14 protein-coding genes are annotated in these 14,744 nt (G+C 46.1%); 2 read left to right on the top strand and 12 right to left on the bottom strand.

The features are described 5' to 3' along the window. Positions 1 to 48: 48 nt before the first annotated feature. From CWM47_RS21385 to CWM47_RS40315, 12 genes are all read right to left on the bottom strand, one after another. Complete coding sequence (locus CWM47_RS21385; protein WP_100990228.1) at positions 49 to 1,248, bottom strand: DUF4249 domain-containing protein; 1,200 nt, start codon at positions 1,246 to 1,248, stop codon at positions 49 to 51. 20 nt (positions 1,249 to 1,268) lie between these two features. Continuing rightward, positions 1,269 to 2,528: a DUF4249 domain-containing protein gene (locus CWM47_RS21380; protein ID WP_100993981.1), complete on the bottom strand. Its 1,260-nt coding sequence runs from the start codon at positions 2,526 to 2,528 to the stop codon at positions 1,269 to 1,271. Positions 2,529 to 2,770: 242 nt separating this feature from the next. Further along, entirely contained in the window at positions 2,771 to 4,090 is a 1,320-nt protein-coding gene (locus CWM47_RS21375; protein WP_100990227.1) for a DUF4249 domain-containing protein, read from the bottom strand. Positions 4,091 to 4,111: 21 nt separating this feature from the next. After that, a complete protein-coding gene (locus CWM47_RS21370) occupies positions 4,112 to 6,508 on the bottom strand; it encodes a TonB-dependent receptor (protein WP_100990226.1) in 2,397 nt (798 codons plus the stop codon). 286 nt (positions 6,509 to 6,794) lie between these two features. Further along, on the bottom strand, positions 6,795 to 7,184 hold the full coding sequence (locus tag CWM47_RS21365; protein ID WP_100990225.1) for a hypothetical protein: 390 nt from the start codon (positions 7,182 to 7,184) through the stop codon (positions 6,795 to 6,797). Between the two features lie 317 nt (positions 7,185 to 7,501). Next, complete coding sequence (locus CWM47_RS21360) at positions 7,502 to 7,852, bottom strand: hypothetical protein (protein ID WP_100990224.1); 351 nt, start codon at positions 7,850 to 7,852, stop codon at positions 7,502 to 7,504. An 88-nt stretch (positions 7,853 to 7,940) separates the two neighbouring features. Next, on the bottom strand, positions 7,941 to 8,441 hold the full coding sequence (locus CWM47_RS21355; RefSeq protein ID WP_100990223.1) for an ATP-grasp domain-containing protein: 501 nt from the start codon (positions 8,439 to 8,441) through the stop codon (positions 7,941 to 7,943). Between the two features lie 101 nt (positions 8,442 to 8,542). Next, a complete protein-coding gene (locus CWM47_RS21350) occupies positions 8,543 to 8,947 on the bottom strand; it encodes an energy transducer TonB (protein ID WP_100990222.1) in 405 nt (134 codons plus the stop codon). Positions 8,948 to 9,067: 120 nt separating this feature from the next. Next, positions 9,068 to 10,135 carry a TlpA disulfide reductase family protein gene (locus CWM47_RS21345; protein WP_100990221.1) on the bottom strand — a complete coding sequence of 356 codons (1,068 nt, stop codon included), beginning with the start codon at positions 10,133 to 10,135 and terminating at the stop codon, positions 9,068 to 9,070. Positions 10,136 to 10,418: 283 nt separating this feature from the next. Beyond that, positions 10,419 to 10,883: a hypothetical protein gene (locus tag CWM47_RS21340; RefSeq protein ID WP_100990220.1), complete on the bottom strand. Its 465-nt coding sequence runs from the start codon at positions 10,881 to 10,883 to the stop codon at positions 10,419 to 10,421. A gap of 341 nt (positions 10,884 to 11,224) precedes the next feature. After that, the gene (locus CWM47_RS21335; RefSeq protein ID WP_100990219.1) at positions 11,225 to 11,587 is read right to left on the bottom strand and encodes a DoxX family protein; all 363 of its coding nucleotides are present in this window, start codon (positions 11,585 to 11,587) and stop codon (positions 11,225 to 11,227) included. 394 nt (positions 11,588 to 11,981) lie between these two features. After that, positions 11,982 to 12,188: a YodC family protein gene (locus CWM47_RS40315; protein ID WP_100990218.1), complete on the bottom strand. Its 207-nt coding sequence runs from the start codon at positions 12,186 to 12,188 to the stop codon at positions 11,982 to 11,984. A gap of 368 nt (positions 12,189 to 12,556) precedes the next feature. On the opposite strand from CWM47_RS40315, the gene CWM47_RS38235 reads away from it, so the two are divergent. After that, entirely contained in the window at positions 12,557 to 12,721 is a 165-nt protein-coding gene (locus tag CWM47_RS38235; RefSeq protein ID WP_157816028.1) for a hypothetical protein, read from the top strand. A gap of 432 nt (positions 12,722 to 13,153) precedes the next feature. Continuing rightward, on the top strand, positions 13,154 to 14,659 hold the full coding sequence (locus CWM47_RS21325) for a T9SS type B sorting domain-containing protein (RefSeq protein WP_170069438.1): 1,506 nt from the start codon (positions 13,154 to 13,156) through the stop codon (positions 14,657 to 14,659). The last annotated feature ends 85 nt before the right edge of the window (positions 14,660 to 14,744 follow it).

Below are 14,744 nucleotides of genomic sequence, written 5' to 3'. Positions count from 1 at the left end.
AACGTATCGTTGGTGAAATAGCATGACGACAATCGTATTATTTATTTCTTAATCCTGCCAGCCGGGCGGCTTAATGGGTGTTCGACGATCGCTTGGTACGCATACCGCTAACGGTGGCCGGTAGCGATTGGGTTGAACGCCTACTTCAAGGATGGGGTCACGCCCGTTAATGGCCTGGAACAGACCTGGTGCAAATCCGGTGGCATCGCTCCGGGTCAGCCAGTAACGTACCGCCGAGATCCCCGACGCGGTAAAGTAGCCAATGACCTGCTCGGTTGGGATCGTTATATTCCGCACATTGCCTACCAGGGCAACTGGCGGGGAGTCGGCTAAGCCGCCCGTGTTTTGGGTCTGTTCGGCAAACTGCTTGAAGTAACTATAGGCTTTTCGGGTGAGCGATGATTGCCGGATTTCCACTAAGCAGTGGGCCTTACTGTAAAGCGGAATCTGCGCGACTTGGCGGGCCGTGATCTGTCCGCCGTTACTGACTTGATCATCAAATAAATTCAGGGCGCTGCTTTTTAGAATATCCCAGCACTGGGTCCGACAGTTATAGTCAAATACATAATGGGATGGCGGATAAGAAACATTATAGGGAGCGCAATCTTCCAGGAGTGTACTATCCGGCCGGTAGATTTGATACACCCCGTCCACGCAGGTATGACACCACTCCTGGCGTTCCCAGAGTTGCCAATCCCAGCGGTAATAGTTCTTTGTTTCGACTGGATCATTGACATCAATGAATACATCATGAGCCGCCGCATATCCACCTTTCAACTGCTCGGCCGGGGATAGGCTGGTTGGATTGAACTGAGCATACACCTTACTGATGGGTGGCACCGCCTGCAATAACTGTTGATCTGACTCGTAACGAGTCGTGTTATCTTTTAGGCTAAACCGTAGCTGGTAATAGTGACCAACCTGACCGACAAATCCGTCGGGTGCCTGATAGCGACCCGAATCAGTCTCCACCAATGCCACTTTTGTCGTACTATCGACCCATATCTCAACGTGGGCACCCGTTAGAGGAACTGATCCAAAACGCCCCGTTGACGGGTCTGGAATGGATTGATTCAATCGGACCAGTTGGGGAACTGGCAGATTGTTAATTGTTCCATCCACCACAATCGCGTTTAGCGAACTTCTTACTGTCGTGTTAAAGGGATCCACGCAAGCCAGTGGAATCACGACTAGTACTAGCCAGATCAGCCAAAGGAACAGACGTAACGATAAACCGTAGGTAAACATAAGATTAGTAATTAGTTTGATTAATCCCGCCAGCCTACTGGTTTAACAGGTGTTCGGCTATCGGTTGGCGAGCAGACCGCTGTATAAGGAGGTTTGTTCGCTATTGTCGTGATAATGGTAATGACAGGGGCAGATGGAAAGGACGGTTCCGGAATAGGCTCCCGACCGTTCAGCGCCACAAATAAGCCGGGGGGAATGCCTTGGGTATCCTTACGATCCAGCCAGTACCTGTTTGTTGAAACAGCGGAGGCTGTAAAGAAGCCAACCACACTCTCCTGGGGGTTGGCAACATTCTGAATGTTGCCAACAATTGCACTGGGCGGTGAGTCCGCTACACCCCCGTTGCTTTGCGTCTGCTCTTGAAACTGTTTATAAAATCGGTACGCAACTGGCGTTAGGGCTGATTGCCGAATCTCCACCAGACAGGGCGTATGCTGATAAAACGGGATTTGGGCTACTTGTCGATTTGAGATCATTCCCCCATTACTGTACGTATCGGCAAATACGTTTAACTGATGACTATATAAGATCGCCCAACACTGGGTTCTACAGGTGTAATCATACACAAAGTAGGGAATAGGCGTATAGCCTTGGATAACCGGTGGTGGATAGAAGCAGTCCTCAACTAAAGAATCGCCTGTTTGATAATAGGGAAGGCCATTCGCCGAAAATAACGTTTGTACATTATTAATGGAGTATTGACCCTGTACACAGGTTCGACACCACTCCTGTTTTTCCCAGAGTTTCCAATCCCAGCGGTAAAAGTTAGCTTGACTAAGTGGGTCTTGCGTATCTATGGACAGCTCATGGGCCGCCGTATACCCTCCGATTTGAGAGGAAGGCAAACTAGTCGGGTTAAACTGCGCTTTCACCGTGGTGATGGGTGGTGCCGCCGGCATAACCTGCTGGGTGGACTCGTAGTGAGTGCCGCCTGGTAAGGTAACGCGAAGTTGATAGGCATGCCCAATCTGACCTTTAAAGTCACTCGGCAGTTGATAGCGTCCGTCAAGGGTTTCGTGCGCTGTAACCACCTCCGACGAGTCAACGACTACTTCCACGATGGCTTTTGTTAGGGGAACGGAACCCGGTAATCCCGTCAACGGATCCGCTTTAGAGCGGTTCAGTTGAATGACTTGCGATTCGGCTAAATTAGTTAAGGTGCCGTCAATGACGACCACATCCAGGGTACCTCGAAGAAGCAGATCGGCGGGATTTACGCAGCTCAATTGACTTAGGCAAGTCCCCAGACAAACCATTACTAGTAACCAAAAATGACGCATAACGCTGTCGTTTTTATTTAACTTACAATTGTCCGATAAGCTTGGTACCGGTGCGCCCAAAATGCGTTTCCGATGGGTAATGGTAGATTGTCTTCCAGTGAATTGATGAGCAACGTTCGTACGCTTTTCTAAGGTTAATGGAATAAGGAGTGGTTGGTCAATGCTGTAAGCGGAAATGCAATTGAACATTTTGACGATTGTTGATGCACAACTACTCGCTACCCAATTTATGTTAACCCTAGCTACTCCATCCATCCCTCGGGCTTAAATGGCGTTCGCCCATCACTCAGTAAACAGGGAGCGGTTGGTGGACGAGTGTTATTGGGCCATAGTTTAATATTGGGTTCTTCCCGGCCTCCAATATAGGGTGGAGAAGGTTCTGGATAGGGTCTCCGTACGTTTAGCGCATAAAATAAATCATCGCCTACATTCGTGTGTGGGCCAGCCGGATCTAAGGCACCATAAGCCATACCCTGCGTATCTTTTCGATCCAGCCAATAATGAACGATCGATACGGCCGAGGCCGAAAAATACCCAACGATAGCCTCCTGCTTACCATCCGTCCTGTGCACATTTCCATTTAATGCCGTAGGGGGAGAATCGGCTAATCCTCCCGTATTCTGCGTCTGATCCGCAAATAATTTGTAATAGCGATAAGCCTCCTTGGTCATTGATAACTGTTTAATATCTACTAAAGCTGGTTGAGACGCATAAAAAGGAATTTTGGCAATATGCTCCCGGGTGATTAAACCGCCATTGCTGTAAATATCATCGAACACATTAATGTCATTACTGGCTAAAACTTCCCAGCAGGCGCTTCGGCACGGGTAATCATAAAACCAGTCGCCCCCCCGTACCGATGGCGCATTATACGCCGCCTGGCCTACGGGGGGGGTAAAACAGTCTTCGTACAGTTCGTTGCCTGTCACAAAATAGGTGAAATCCTTATACACATTCGGTAGGACTTTGTTGATCGTATAGACCCCATTTTGACAGGTTTGACACCAATATTGCCGTTCATAAAGCGTCCATTCCCACCGATAGTAGTTGTGCTGATTCGCTGGGTCTTGACTCTCAATCGAGAAGTCATGCCCGGCGGTATAGCCCCCTAGCTGGAGCGGGGGCAGCGCTTTTAAGTTAAATTGGGCTTTTACGCCCGTGATTGAAGACACAGGCTGCATAATTTGTGGAGATGATTCATAACGCGTACCATCGGGTAGGATAAAGCGCAGTTGGTAAGCATGCCCAACCTGCCCTTTAAAGTCGCTGGGTAACTGATAGCTGCCATCTACCGTCTCATGGCAAGCCACCACCTGTGAAGAATCAACGAAAACGTCTACTGTGGCCTTCGTAATGGGTAAACTGCCAAATCGACCGGTGATCCGGTCCGCTTTGGAGCGATTGAGTTTAATGATTTGGGGCTCAGCCAGATTGGTAATCGTACCATCAACCACTAGGATGTCCACCGTACCCTGTAGCACTATGTCGTCTGGATCAACACAGGCGATTGGCAGAAGGAGTACAGCCAAAATGACAAGGAAACGGGGGAAGGTTGCGCGCATCGTGCATGAATTAACGATGATTTACTTGAACTCAAAATTGTATGTCAAACTCGGAATCGGTGCCCCGAAAATGCTGAGCCGGTACGGATTTGTCGCCTGTCCTTCCGTGCGGTAAAAGACTGAATAGACATTCTTACGGCCGTAAATATTATAGACTGTAAAAGTCCAGTGGCCTTGCCAGCGCCGATTCTTCATACTTGGATTATAGATGTTCCAAGCAAAATCCAGCCGATGATAGTCGGGCAACCGATACTGATTGCGCTCATTATAATAGGGATAAGTTCGATCCTGATAGCGAATAAACCCTTCTGGTGCGGTGTAGGGCCGACCGGAGCTGTAGGCGAAATTGAACGAAAAGCTGTGGGTACGGCCCTGGTTAATGGTCAGGCTCATGTTTAAGCTGTGTGGACGGTCGTAGTTGGCCCTATACCAGTTACCTCCATTAATCTGCTGCTGAAAATCAACCCCTTCGTTGACCTGGTTCAGCGTACGGGCAAATGTGTAATTGATCCAGCCCGTCAACTCCCCTTTCTTCTTGGACACCATTACCTCTAGACCGTACGCTTTGCTCTTGCCAGAAAGTAGTTGGGTTTCCGGATAGGGCTGCAAGAGAAAATCGGCCCCCGGTTTATAGTCCAGAACGTGCTGCGTACTGCGCCAGTATACCTCGGCTGACAATTCAAAAATGTTGTTCTTCGAATTCTGGAAATAGCCCGCCGAAAACAGCTGGCTCACCTGGGGCTGAATGTGCGTATCGGCCGTTTTCCAGCGCGAGGTTGGCAACGGCGTGGTGGTGTTGGTAATCACCTGTAAATACTGCCGCATCAGGTTATAGCCCAGCTTGATGGACGAATTGGGCGTCAGCGCATAGCGCAGCCCCAGCCGGGGTTCCAGTCCGCCGTATTGCTTACTCACCTGTCCAGCCCCGTACACCGTCGAATCCACTACCGTCGTGGCATCGGCCATTTCGCCATTGGCATACCGGCGTACGACTGACGGACCTACATTCAAAAAGTGGGAGTACCGGAGTCCTGCCGATACGGCCAGTTTATCGGATACACTAATCTCATCTTCAGCATGGATGGCAAGTTCCATCGCGTTCTCAATCGGAGTCTTCTGGTAGTTGACGGCCAGACTATTGCCGGGTATCAACTCGCCGGGATTCAACCGGTAATGGGTACCACTAATACCGATCTCAATCTTCTGATTGGCTAACTGATAATTCAGGTTTGATTTGATCTGCCGTTGAAGCAATGATTGCTTTAGCACCACTTTATTGGCCGTACTGTCTTCAGTCGATAGAATCCGGGGAATGTACTGGGCTACCAGGGCCGTTGTCTGCACATTGACTCGGTCGTTAATCTGGTGAAACCAGCGCACCATGCCATTGGCCGTTTGCTGGGCATACTGGGTATTGATGGCGTTAACATTGGCCAGGCTCCCCAGTAGATTGGTCTGAAACAAATCCTGGCTATAATACCCCATAGCCGTCACTGTGTTCTTGTCATTGACTCGCCAGAAGAGTTTGGCCGTTCCATCGCCAAACTTGGCCCGAATATTATCGAAGCGGGGCGAAACAGCCCGTAGCAGAAAGTCATTGAACGCTCCTCGTCCTGACACGAGCAGTGCTAGTTTACCCTTAATGATGGGTGTTTCGACCGTGAGCCGATTGGCGACCAGACTCACGCCCCCCGTCAGATGAAACTGATTTAGATCGGGGTTAAGTAGGCTAATGTCCAGCACCGATGCCGCCCGCCCGCCATAGCGAGCTGGTACGTTTCCTTTGTACAGATCCAACCCACCCACCGCATCGGGCGGGAACACCGAAAACAACCCAAACATGTGGGTGGGGTTGAAAATCGGGGTATCATCGAGTAGAATCAGGTTTTGATCGGTAGTGCCACCTCGAATGTTGAGCCCATTGGCCGCTTCGCCCACGCTGGTAACGCCCGGTAGCATTTGCAGACTACGCAGAATATCCACCTCGCCCAGGGCGGCTGGCATCTTTTTAAGCGTCGCAATATTGATCTGGCTTACTCCTAGGAGCGGCTGGCGCACGTTCCGGTCGTATCCTTTACTAGTCACCACGACCTCTTCCAACTGGCTGGACACCGATGGCAGATTGATCGTTAAGGACCGGTTTTCCCGAAGATACAGCGTGGTTCGGAACGGCACATACCCCAGGCTTCGAACGACGACGACATGCTGGCCAGAGTTGGTAGTTATGGTGAAGTGACCCTGGGTGTCGGTGTAGGTGCCCCGCGTCGACTTTTCGTAATCCAGCACCACAGCCGCCCGCACAATGGGTTGTCCACTGGCCGAATCCTGAACAACACCGGAGAGGGTATATGAAGGTTGAGCCAGTATAGGGCGAGCCCATAAAACTAACAAAAAGCTAATCAGTAAACGTTGGTGCATAAACTGGTACTGGATTAACCGGCATAACACTGGTATTTACGCAACTTACTCTTTAAATAGTAATAAATCAATGTAATTGAAGACGCTAATTTGTTAGTAGAAAGAAAACTGATTAAGCAGAAGAGGTCTCCACTTAAATTATACCGATATACTATAATACGGCTATCCGATAAGTTTGATCACTAACTATGATTACTAACCAATTGGTAACTAAGTTAAATTTGAATTTATTCAACTAACTGAGTACTAATGGATAATTGGGGAAACTAAATGGGTTAGCCTTGTTTTAAGGGCAAGTTGTTTCAGAAACGCCTGTAATTGTAATAAAAGCGGACGGTTCACAGAGATTGTACTCTTTTCTTGGATAACCGCCGTCTTTGTAGGTAAAATAAAACGTAGAATCGGTAGACCTAGCTAGTACAGACGGATAGCTGCCAGTGCCCTTAAAAATGGTCGTATCTAGGCTTGCCACCACGCAATTCTGATAGTTTTGACTCGTGAACGGGCTTTTCCAATTTTTACTTATTGGAATATTATCCAGAATCTGAATAACAGCCCCTTCACAGTATATACCCAGATACTTCCCTTTGACGCAGGCTAAATTTACTTCATTATTCTTTCCACACTGAAAGGCCGTTGAAGCCCCAATCAGCAAAATAACAATTGATGCTTTCATAAGAGTAACTATTAATTTGATGACATTTTAGCATCAGAACCAGTTCGTTATATAAGCATATGCGATTAACTAGAGTTGACGGTTATTAAAAAATTAATCGTCTCGAAAACGCCCAATTAGTGAAGCATATACATGAAAACTCCATCGTCTCAAATTAAATTATTTAATGAGAAAAAGTAAATTAGAGCTGTACTTACTACATTTACTGGACACTACGGTAAGATTATTAGGTGGGTGTTAAGTGACGGTACGCCTAGTTACTGGCTCGCTTTTAGGGGTTCAGCACAGATTGACATACTTCACCGAATAATCAAAAATCAGTGAAGTGAAATAGTCTCTATTGATAAAGAATAATTCCGATCGCCAACCAGATACATGGGCAACGTTTTATAGTATTCGTAGTACCGACCACTAAACTTAACTTGTAGTCCGTTTTGCTGATATTTAGTATCCAGCGCACAGAGATAACCTACATCGTGGGAATCCATGCTGTTTGGGACTCTAATTACATACTTGGTCTGTATAGAGTCATAGTAAACAGTTCCAATGGCATTGTCAACTCGCTTAACAAAAGCCCCTCCCTCAGCACAATCAGCAGGAATGTCTTTTTCGCAGCCAGATAGTGAAACAAGTGCCCAAAATAGAAATAAGAAGTAGACGCGCTTCATAAATGATGTTGTCTTGTGAGCAAGACACTTCTCAACTGCTAAGGGTTGGAATTGCTGTTATATATGTACAACTACGTTAGCAACGCTCCTATCGTACGCGCCTAAAAGCAAATGCTGTTCCATCCATCTTACCGTCACCGATCACTAAATTCTGTTCACAAGCATGGATTCGCCCACCTTGGTTTGACAGAGTAGGAAAATGAAAGATGGATTGGCCTAGTTGATCAATCTTGAAAAAGATCTGGTTATAGCTTCTATGCAAGGTTAGTTGGCAGTGAGATACCCGTTTATTTTCTTCAAAGATTATGCCTTTTCCCTGTCGATCAAATAGTACTTCGACAAGTTTAGCCGGCTGTTTTGGGGAAGTCCATCCATCACCTATCTCGATCAATTTCCAACGTCCTGCCATTCGAATCGTCATGGAGTCCAGTGTAGCCCGCCGAGCCAGTGTATCGGAAAAAGGTGAGTAAGTAGGGGGAGGGCACAAGTGCCAAACGTCACTTTGAGTTGGCCGCTCTGATTGTGCCCAGCTACCAGTTGACTTACCAATAATGAGAAGTACCACTAAACCTATTATCTTCTTCTTCATAGCAGCTACTATAAGTTTGCTCTTTGAGTAACCGTTAGCGTTGGTCTTGAGCGCAAAACGGGGCCATCCAGGCCGCACTCAAGACCAACGCTGACGGTTACTCAAAGAGCAAACTTAATCGGCAAGTTATAGCGACAAGCAACTGACTTGCCTGCGATTTTAGCAGGAGTCCAGTTGGGCATACTTTGTACTAGCCGTATTGCTTCAGCATCTAAAGCTGGATCAACCGGCATTCTCACCCGAACATCTTCTGGGGTACCTTTCTCGCTCACAATAAAGTTAAGAAATACAGTCCCTTCCTTCATCGCCTTTTGGGCCGATGAAGGATACCGCAAATTTTTTTGAATATACTCTTTTAGTTTAGCCAAGCCGCCCGGAAATTCAGGCTGTTGTTCGGTGGTTGCATAAATGACCCGTTGGGGGGATGAACCAGGATCAAGTTGCTGAGCTTGCGTTGAAGAACACAGGCTCATAAGCATGACAAATGAGGCAAAAATAGAGCGCATAGACTTAGGCGGTTAAATGGATGATTAAGGATTAATCTGTATATGTTCTGCTAGAGATAATTTAACCGGAAAAGAGAGATAGACGGGGCAATTCGTCTAATCAGGACTACCTAACGATACTTACTTGCTCAGGAATTGATCAAGTTGGCTTTCTACTTCTCCATACGCGAGTTTTGCCACTAGAACCCCGTTAGGATCCGCTAAAAGATAGGTAGGATATTCTTTGATATTGTACAGCTCGTTAATCCCTTCCTGGGCACTGCGAAACTCCGCCGTCTGTGTCCAACTCAAGCCATATTTGTCAATCGCTTTCAGCCACTTCTGGCGATCAGCCGGTCGCTCTAAGGCAATACTGATAATCGCTAAACGGCTTTTATACTTTTCATGAACCGACTTTAATTCAGGTATACCTTGTATGCAGGGAACACACCAGGTACCCCAAAAGTCCAGCAATACGTATTTGCCTGGGAATGAAGTGAGCGATATCGTTTTGCCTGTAGCATCGGGTAAACTGAAGGCGGGTAACGATTTACCAACCCGAGGTCGATTTTGAACATTATTAATTCTAATAAGTGTTCTTTGGGCCCAATAGCTGGCTTTAACCGGTGGGCTCAACTTGTCTAAAAGAAATTCTAGTTGATCGAAAATAGTCGTATCATGGATGGCTTGCCAGTAGAGCAGATAAGCAGCCGTTAGCGTAGTGGGATGTTGGGCAATAAATTGACGAGTAGCCTTGTCTTTTTGAAGAACGATGGCATCAACCTCCGCACTTGATTTTCCTTGCTTTCTAAGGTTATAAGGTCGTTCAATGGTCTTTCTATAGAGTTCTAATAAATCGTTCTCCGGTGTACCGGTACAGGTCAAGTAAGGGACTGAACCCGAAGTACCGGTGATGGAAATAATTGGCGAGTCGAGCCAGAAGGGAAGTTGGGTTGATGGACTAAGTACAAGTGTAGCTATAGCCCCATCCGTCATCGCCATTGAGTGGGTGAGTTGACTTTGATGGACTCTAACCGTGTCCTTGATTAGCATTCCTTGCCTTGAATACTGAATCACCACTGTGCTACTGTTCAAGCCAGTAAGGCGTGCTTTAATCAGATAAGTTGGCTGACTGCATGAGGGATGAGAGGCAGCTAATTGTCCAAGCAAAGCAAGGAGTAATGTTTTGAGCGTCAATGGTGTTTTCATGCTACAATAAATTTCGTAGCAATATAACTAATTTACTAGTTATATATTGTATAGTTATAGTTAAGCGTATGGTACGGCTTGTTGTTAACAGATGTCAACAACAAGCCGTCCAACTAAACGCCTTATTTAAGGAGCATATATATGAAGGTTGCTTCGTCTCATTTGGGAGCGTATTTTGAGACGATTATTTTTTAATAACTAAACTTTAGTTAGTCGCATACGAGGTGTTATATGAGTGGCGTTATGTTGACTAATTAATCTAATATAAGCCGAAGTAGGCTATTTAGTGTAGCTTCTCGAACTCAATGGTGTGGTCCTGCTCAGGTGTGGCAGGAAAGTTATAAAAGGCTAAATCACTGTTGCTGGTCAGCACAATAGCATTGGATAGGGAGTTAGGATTACTTGGGGGGACTAGGTACAGATAGTAGGCTGTATAACCGGTTCTCGGTACAGCTTTGATAAACGCTTTTGAGTAAGTGAGCGCGTGAAGAGGTGAGTAGACATTTTTAGGAAATGAACTGGTCGTAGTGGATGGCAAAATCGTGACTTGGGCCGTATCAGGGGCTACCGATTTAATTTCTAACAGCACATTTTGTCCGCTGATTGGATAGGCCCAAGGCTGTTGCGAATCGTTTTGATAGAGCTTGGCTTGATAGTGGCCTTCGATCGATTGGGCAGGGTCCAGTTCGGGCTTTGAGCAAGCCCAACTTACTAGTATAATCGGTAAGAGAATGAGCCAAGTTTTCATAGTTGTTTTTAGTTGAGGTGCTTACTAGTTCAATAACCAAATACAACTCATTGGTTCTTGTCAAGAGAACCTATTTTTATGTTGTATAATCTACCTGTCTGTTGCAAAAGTCGTAAAGGGGTCCGAGAGGCCAAATTAATTAGACAGATTTTGGCTGTCAAATGGCTATTATATTCCCTTTGTTGAAGCTCTTCTAATTGGGCATCGAATTTTGCAACAGCCACGGTAGTTATAAAACTAACCTCTAAATAGTACAACAAGAGGAATCCTGTCAAGCCAAATGAAATTGTATTTAACCTTTAACAATCCGTAAAAACAATTAGCTCGATATGACATTACCGCTAAAAAAGGGTAGCATAACGACTATAAACAACCACCAAGGATACTACTAAAAGCACACCAACAAAAGGTAACTTAGACCATTCTTGCTGGCGACTGTGAACGATCATAGCCCCCACTAAGACTATACTCATACAAAGGGCGGTTAAGGGAGTCAAGATCGGTAAAATACCCGTCAACCAGGGGAATATAATGCCAATCGATCCGACTATTTCCAGCCCCGCTAATAGACGAACAAATGGCATTGGAAATGCAGCCGGTACTAATTGGCGTACTTTGTCGGCGGGTTGAAGGAGTTTAATTAAACCCGTACTCAGAAAGATAGCGGCTAGCGAGCCCTGCATAACCCATAAGGCGGTATTCATGATTCGGTAATTAGTTGATTAAGGACTGGATTTAATTCTCCACAGGAAATTAATAGGTCTTGCTTTGAAGAAGTCTACTAATCTGACGAAAAGGAGCGAGAGGCTGGTGAAAGTGCTTCACTGGCTGACCAAAATAGGGGCGGACATTAACTTGGAACTGAAAACCACATTTTTACCGCTCTATTAGGTTCATCAAACAAGATCTTATCGTATTGAAAGGCGTTTCCTTTCAACTATAAAAAATAAAATCGACTGAGTGTAATTAAAAAACAGAAAATGTATGACTTTATTCAGCCTTGTTATATAACTAAGAATATCTTAGGATATTAATACTTGATACTCCTCTCGTTTGCAGATAGCATACAAATAGGTATGGTGCAAATACGCTAGTACTTTATGAACTATTATTTACTAGTTCAAGATCATCCTCAATATAGATCCTTTGTCTAGGCACTATGCCTTCATACCATTCACAATAGATTGGGCTCGATTCATCAGCAGTAGAGGAGGCTTTGTCAACAATTGAATAACCAAACCCAGTAATAATCATTTGCGGCCCACCGCTCTTTAATCGCACCAGATCGTCTACTTTAAACTTCATCAGCAACTTTTGTTTATTGATCCGAATTCCAAAGATTGGTATTGGCTCAACTTGCTTCAATGAATATCCGATGAAAGGGGTTATCAGCCGGATAGACTTCTATTTCCAGCGATGAGTTTGTTTAAAGTCTACAGTTATCCGGGTTAGTACCCTATATAGATACAATAAGTCATAATACTAAAAAACTTAACTTGAACCGTATGCCTTTATAACGAACTGGTTTTGCCGCTAAAATGTCATCAACTTATTGATCCGTGAGTAAGTCTGTAAAGTTTGTAACATGCCATTATTACTTCTGAGCGAATGGAACGACTTCCACAAGAAAAGACCTTTACGGACTAATTCACACATCAATAATAGTTACTCTTATGAAAGCATCAATTGTTGTTTTGCTGATTGGGGCTTCAACGGCCTTTCAGTGTGGAAAGAATAATGAAGTAAATTTAGCCTGCGTCAAAGGGAAGTATCTGGGTATATACTGTGAAGGGGCTGTTATTCAGATTCTGGATAATGTTCCGATAGGTAAAAATTAGAAAAGCCCGTTCACGAGTCAAACTATCAGAATTACGTGGTGGCAAGCTTCAATTGGACTCCATACGAATCACACCGCTTTACGAATAGCGAAGGTTTGTAAATAGATGCTCTCATAAAATAGTATCATTATATAATGGTAGTGGCTGTTGCAAAAGTCTGGAAGTAAATTAAAGAGTCTGTTTAGGTAGCCATCCTCTGACCATTGAAGGGATAGACGGTACCGCTGATTCTTTCCTTAGTTCATTACCGATCAGTATGTTTCCGCTTACGCTGTATTTCTGTATTAGAGCCATAAAGAGTTAGTTGCCAATGAGTAAATAAGTGTGGTCTAGCGTCCTGTCAGGGTGAAACATAGCTACCTAATGCAAGGGTCCAGAGGGATAAAATGGGTATTCGCAGTTGTTGTTTTTTGTCATATCGCTTTATTTCGAGTGACATTAGCCACGGCAGATCCTGCCCGTCGTGGCAAGCCAATCGCTACGGCCTCGGACAGTATTGTGTTACTATCCCACGATTCGAATTGTCGGGGCGGCGATCCCATATTAACCGTTACGGGAACCCAGGTGCGCTGGTACGCCGACGCGAACAAAAAACAACTGCTTTTCCAGGGAAATACCTACCAAACTCCCTCACTGGACCAAACTACCACGTATTATCTGACGCAAACCCTGGGTGGGGTGGAAACCGTGCCGGTTGCCATCACGATAGAAATCGTTGAGCTCTATTTACGCAATGTGGTAACTACACCCGCTAGCTGTGGTAAAAATGATGGGGTTATTTCGGTAACGGCTACGGGCGAAACGGCGCGTAACCCCATTTATTATAGTTTAAATAAAGGGCCTGCTCAACGATCACCTGTGTTCACCAACTTAGCGCCAGGGACATACCTGCTTATGGATTCCAGTGCCGCCGGTTGTTGGGGTACCAGTAACGTTACAGTAGCCGCTCCGCCAAACCCTACAATCAGCTCAGTCAATACCGATGACCCGTCCTGTGGCCAGTCGAATGGTCGCGTAGCGATTACGGCCTTTGGCGGAGCGGGTAACTTTGAGTATTCCTTGACGGGGGTGGATTTTAATCCGGCCAATTCGTTTCTCAGCTTAGCGGCTGGAGACTATCGGGTATGGGTGCGGGATCAGGACGGATGTTTGGCGTCGCAACCGGTCAGACTTAAAAAAAGCATTTCGCTTCAGCTCCAAGACATCGACGTTAAGGCAACCCATTGTGGCCTGTCCAACGGGCAAATTGACCTGAGTCGTACCCTTGGGAATGGCCAGCTGACGTTCTCGCTGGACAGCGTGCAGGTGAACACCTCCGGTGTATTCCTAAATCTAGCCGCTAAAACCTACCTTGTTACTGTGCGGGATGAAACGGGTTGTCGCGCCGCAAAGTCGGTCATCATTGATCCAAGCGAAGGCCCTGCTATTGGGCCAATTAAGCTTGAACCCCCTGCGTGTGGAAGCCTCGATGGCCGTTTGACGGTTTCGGCCACCGCACAGGGAAAACGTATGTATAGTGTAAACGGCCAGGACTTTCAGCCAGATTCATCCTTTAGCCAGTTGCCAGCGGGTCGCTACGAAGTTACGGTGAAAGACGGGCGAAACTGCCTGGTCCACCAAATCATTCAATTAGGTGAACCTTGCGCGAGTATGGTCTATATGCCAGATTCCTTTTCCCCCAATGGGGATGGGATAAATGACGGCTGGGCGCTCTTCTTTCCGTTTACCCGTTTACAGCTAACTGACTTAATCATCTATAATCGATGGGGAAATGTTGTTTTTCATCGGACGAATGAAACACTGTCAAACGGTGCTATTTTGTGGGATGGGGATAATCAGGAAGTCGTCATAGGGGGTTTCTACAGCTACCAGCTCCGGGTTCAGTTACCTAACGGACAAAGCCAGGACTACCAAGGTAAAGTTGCCGTACTTCGCTAATTATTTTCAATTATGCGTTTGTAGGGAGCGATAAATTGAGCGTATTTATCGTTTCGTGCCGCAGGAGCGGACCGCTCAGGCGCCC

It is taken from the genome of Spirosoma pollinicola (assembly GCF_002831565.1).
GTDB classification, from domain to species: Bacteria; Bacteroidota; Bacteroidia; order Cytophagales; family Spirosomataceae; genus Spirosoma; species Spirosoma pollinicola.
The sequence above is the reverse complement of the archived record's forward strand: the minus strand, read 5'-3'. Positions and strand labels throughout refer to the sequence as shown.

Bases quoted from the DNA above. Each gene is read 5' to 3' on its own strand.
- CWM47_RS38235 (WP_157816028.1), top strand. From the start codon at position 12,557: ATGAAAGCATCAATTGTTGTTTTGCTGATTGGGGCTTCAACGGCCTTT.
- CWM47_RS21385 (WP_100990228.1), bottom strand. From the start codon at position 1,248: ATGTTTACCTACGGTTTATCGTTACGTCTGTTCCTTTGGCTGATCTGG.
- CWM47_RS21355 (WP_100990223.1), bottom strand. From the start codon at position 8,441: ATGAAGAAGAAGATAATAGGTTTAGTGGTACTTCTCATTATTGGTAAG.
- CWM47_RS21380 (WP_100993981.1), bottom strand. From the start codon at position 2,528: ATGCGTCATTTTTGGTTACTAGTAATGGTTTGTCTGGGGACTTGCCTA.
- CWM47_RS21360 (WP_100990224.1), bottom strand. From the start codon at position 7,852: ATGAAGCGCGTCTACTTCTTATTTCTATTTTGGGCACTTGTTTCACTA.
- CWM47_RS21375 (WP_100990227.1), bottom strand. From the start codon at position 4,090: ATGCGCGCAACCTTCCCCCGTTTCCTTGTCATTTTGGCTGTACTCCTT.
- CWM47_RS21335 (WP_100990219.1), bottom strand. From the start codon at position 11,587: ATGAATACCGCCTTATGGGTTATGCAGGGCTCGCTAGCCGCTATCTTT.
- CWM47_RS21340 (WP_100990220.1), bottom strand. From the start codon at position 10,883: ATGAAAACTTGGCTCATTCTCTTACCGATTATACTAGTAAGTTGGGCT.
- CWM47_RS21365 (WP_100990225.1), bottom strand. From the start codon at position 7,184: ATGAAAGCATCAATTGTTATTTTGCTGATTGGGGCTTCAACGGCCTTT.
- CWM47_RS21370 (WP_100990226.1), bottom strand. From the start codon at position 6,508: ATGCACCAACGTTTACTGATTAGCTTTTTGTTAGTTTTATGGGCTCGC.
- CWM47_RS21350 (WP_100990222.1), bottom strand. From the start codon at position 8,947: ATGCGCTCTATTTTTGCCTCATTTGTCATGCTTATGAGCCTGTGTTCT.
- CWM47_RS40315 (WP_100990218.1), bottom strand. From the start codon at position 12,188: ATGAAGTTTAAAGTAGACGATCTGGTGCGATTAAAGAGCGGTGGGCCG.
- CWM47_RS21345 (WP_100990221.1), bottom strand. From the start codon at position 10,135: ATGAAAACACCATTGACGCTCAAAACATTACTCCTTGCTTTGCTTGGA.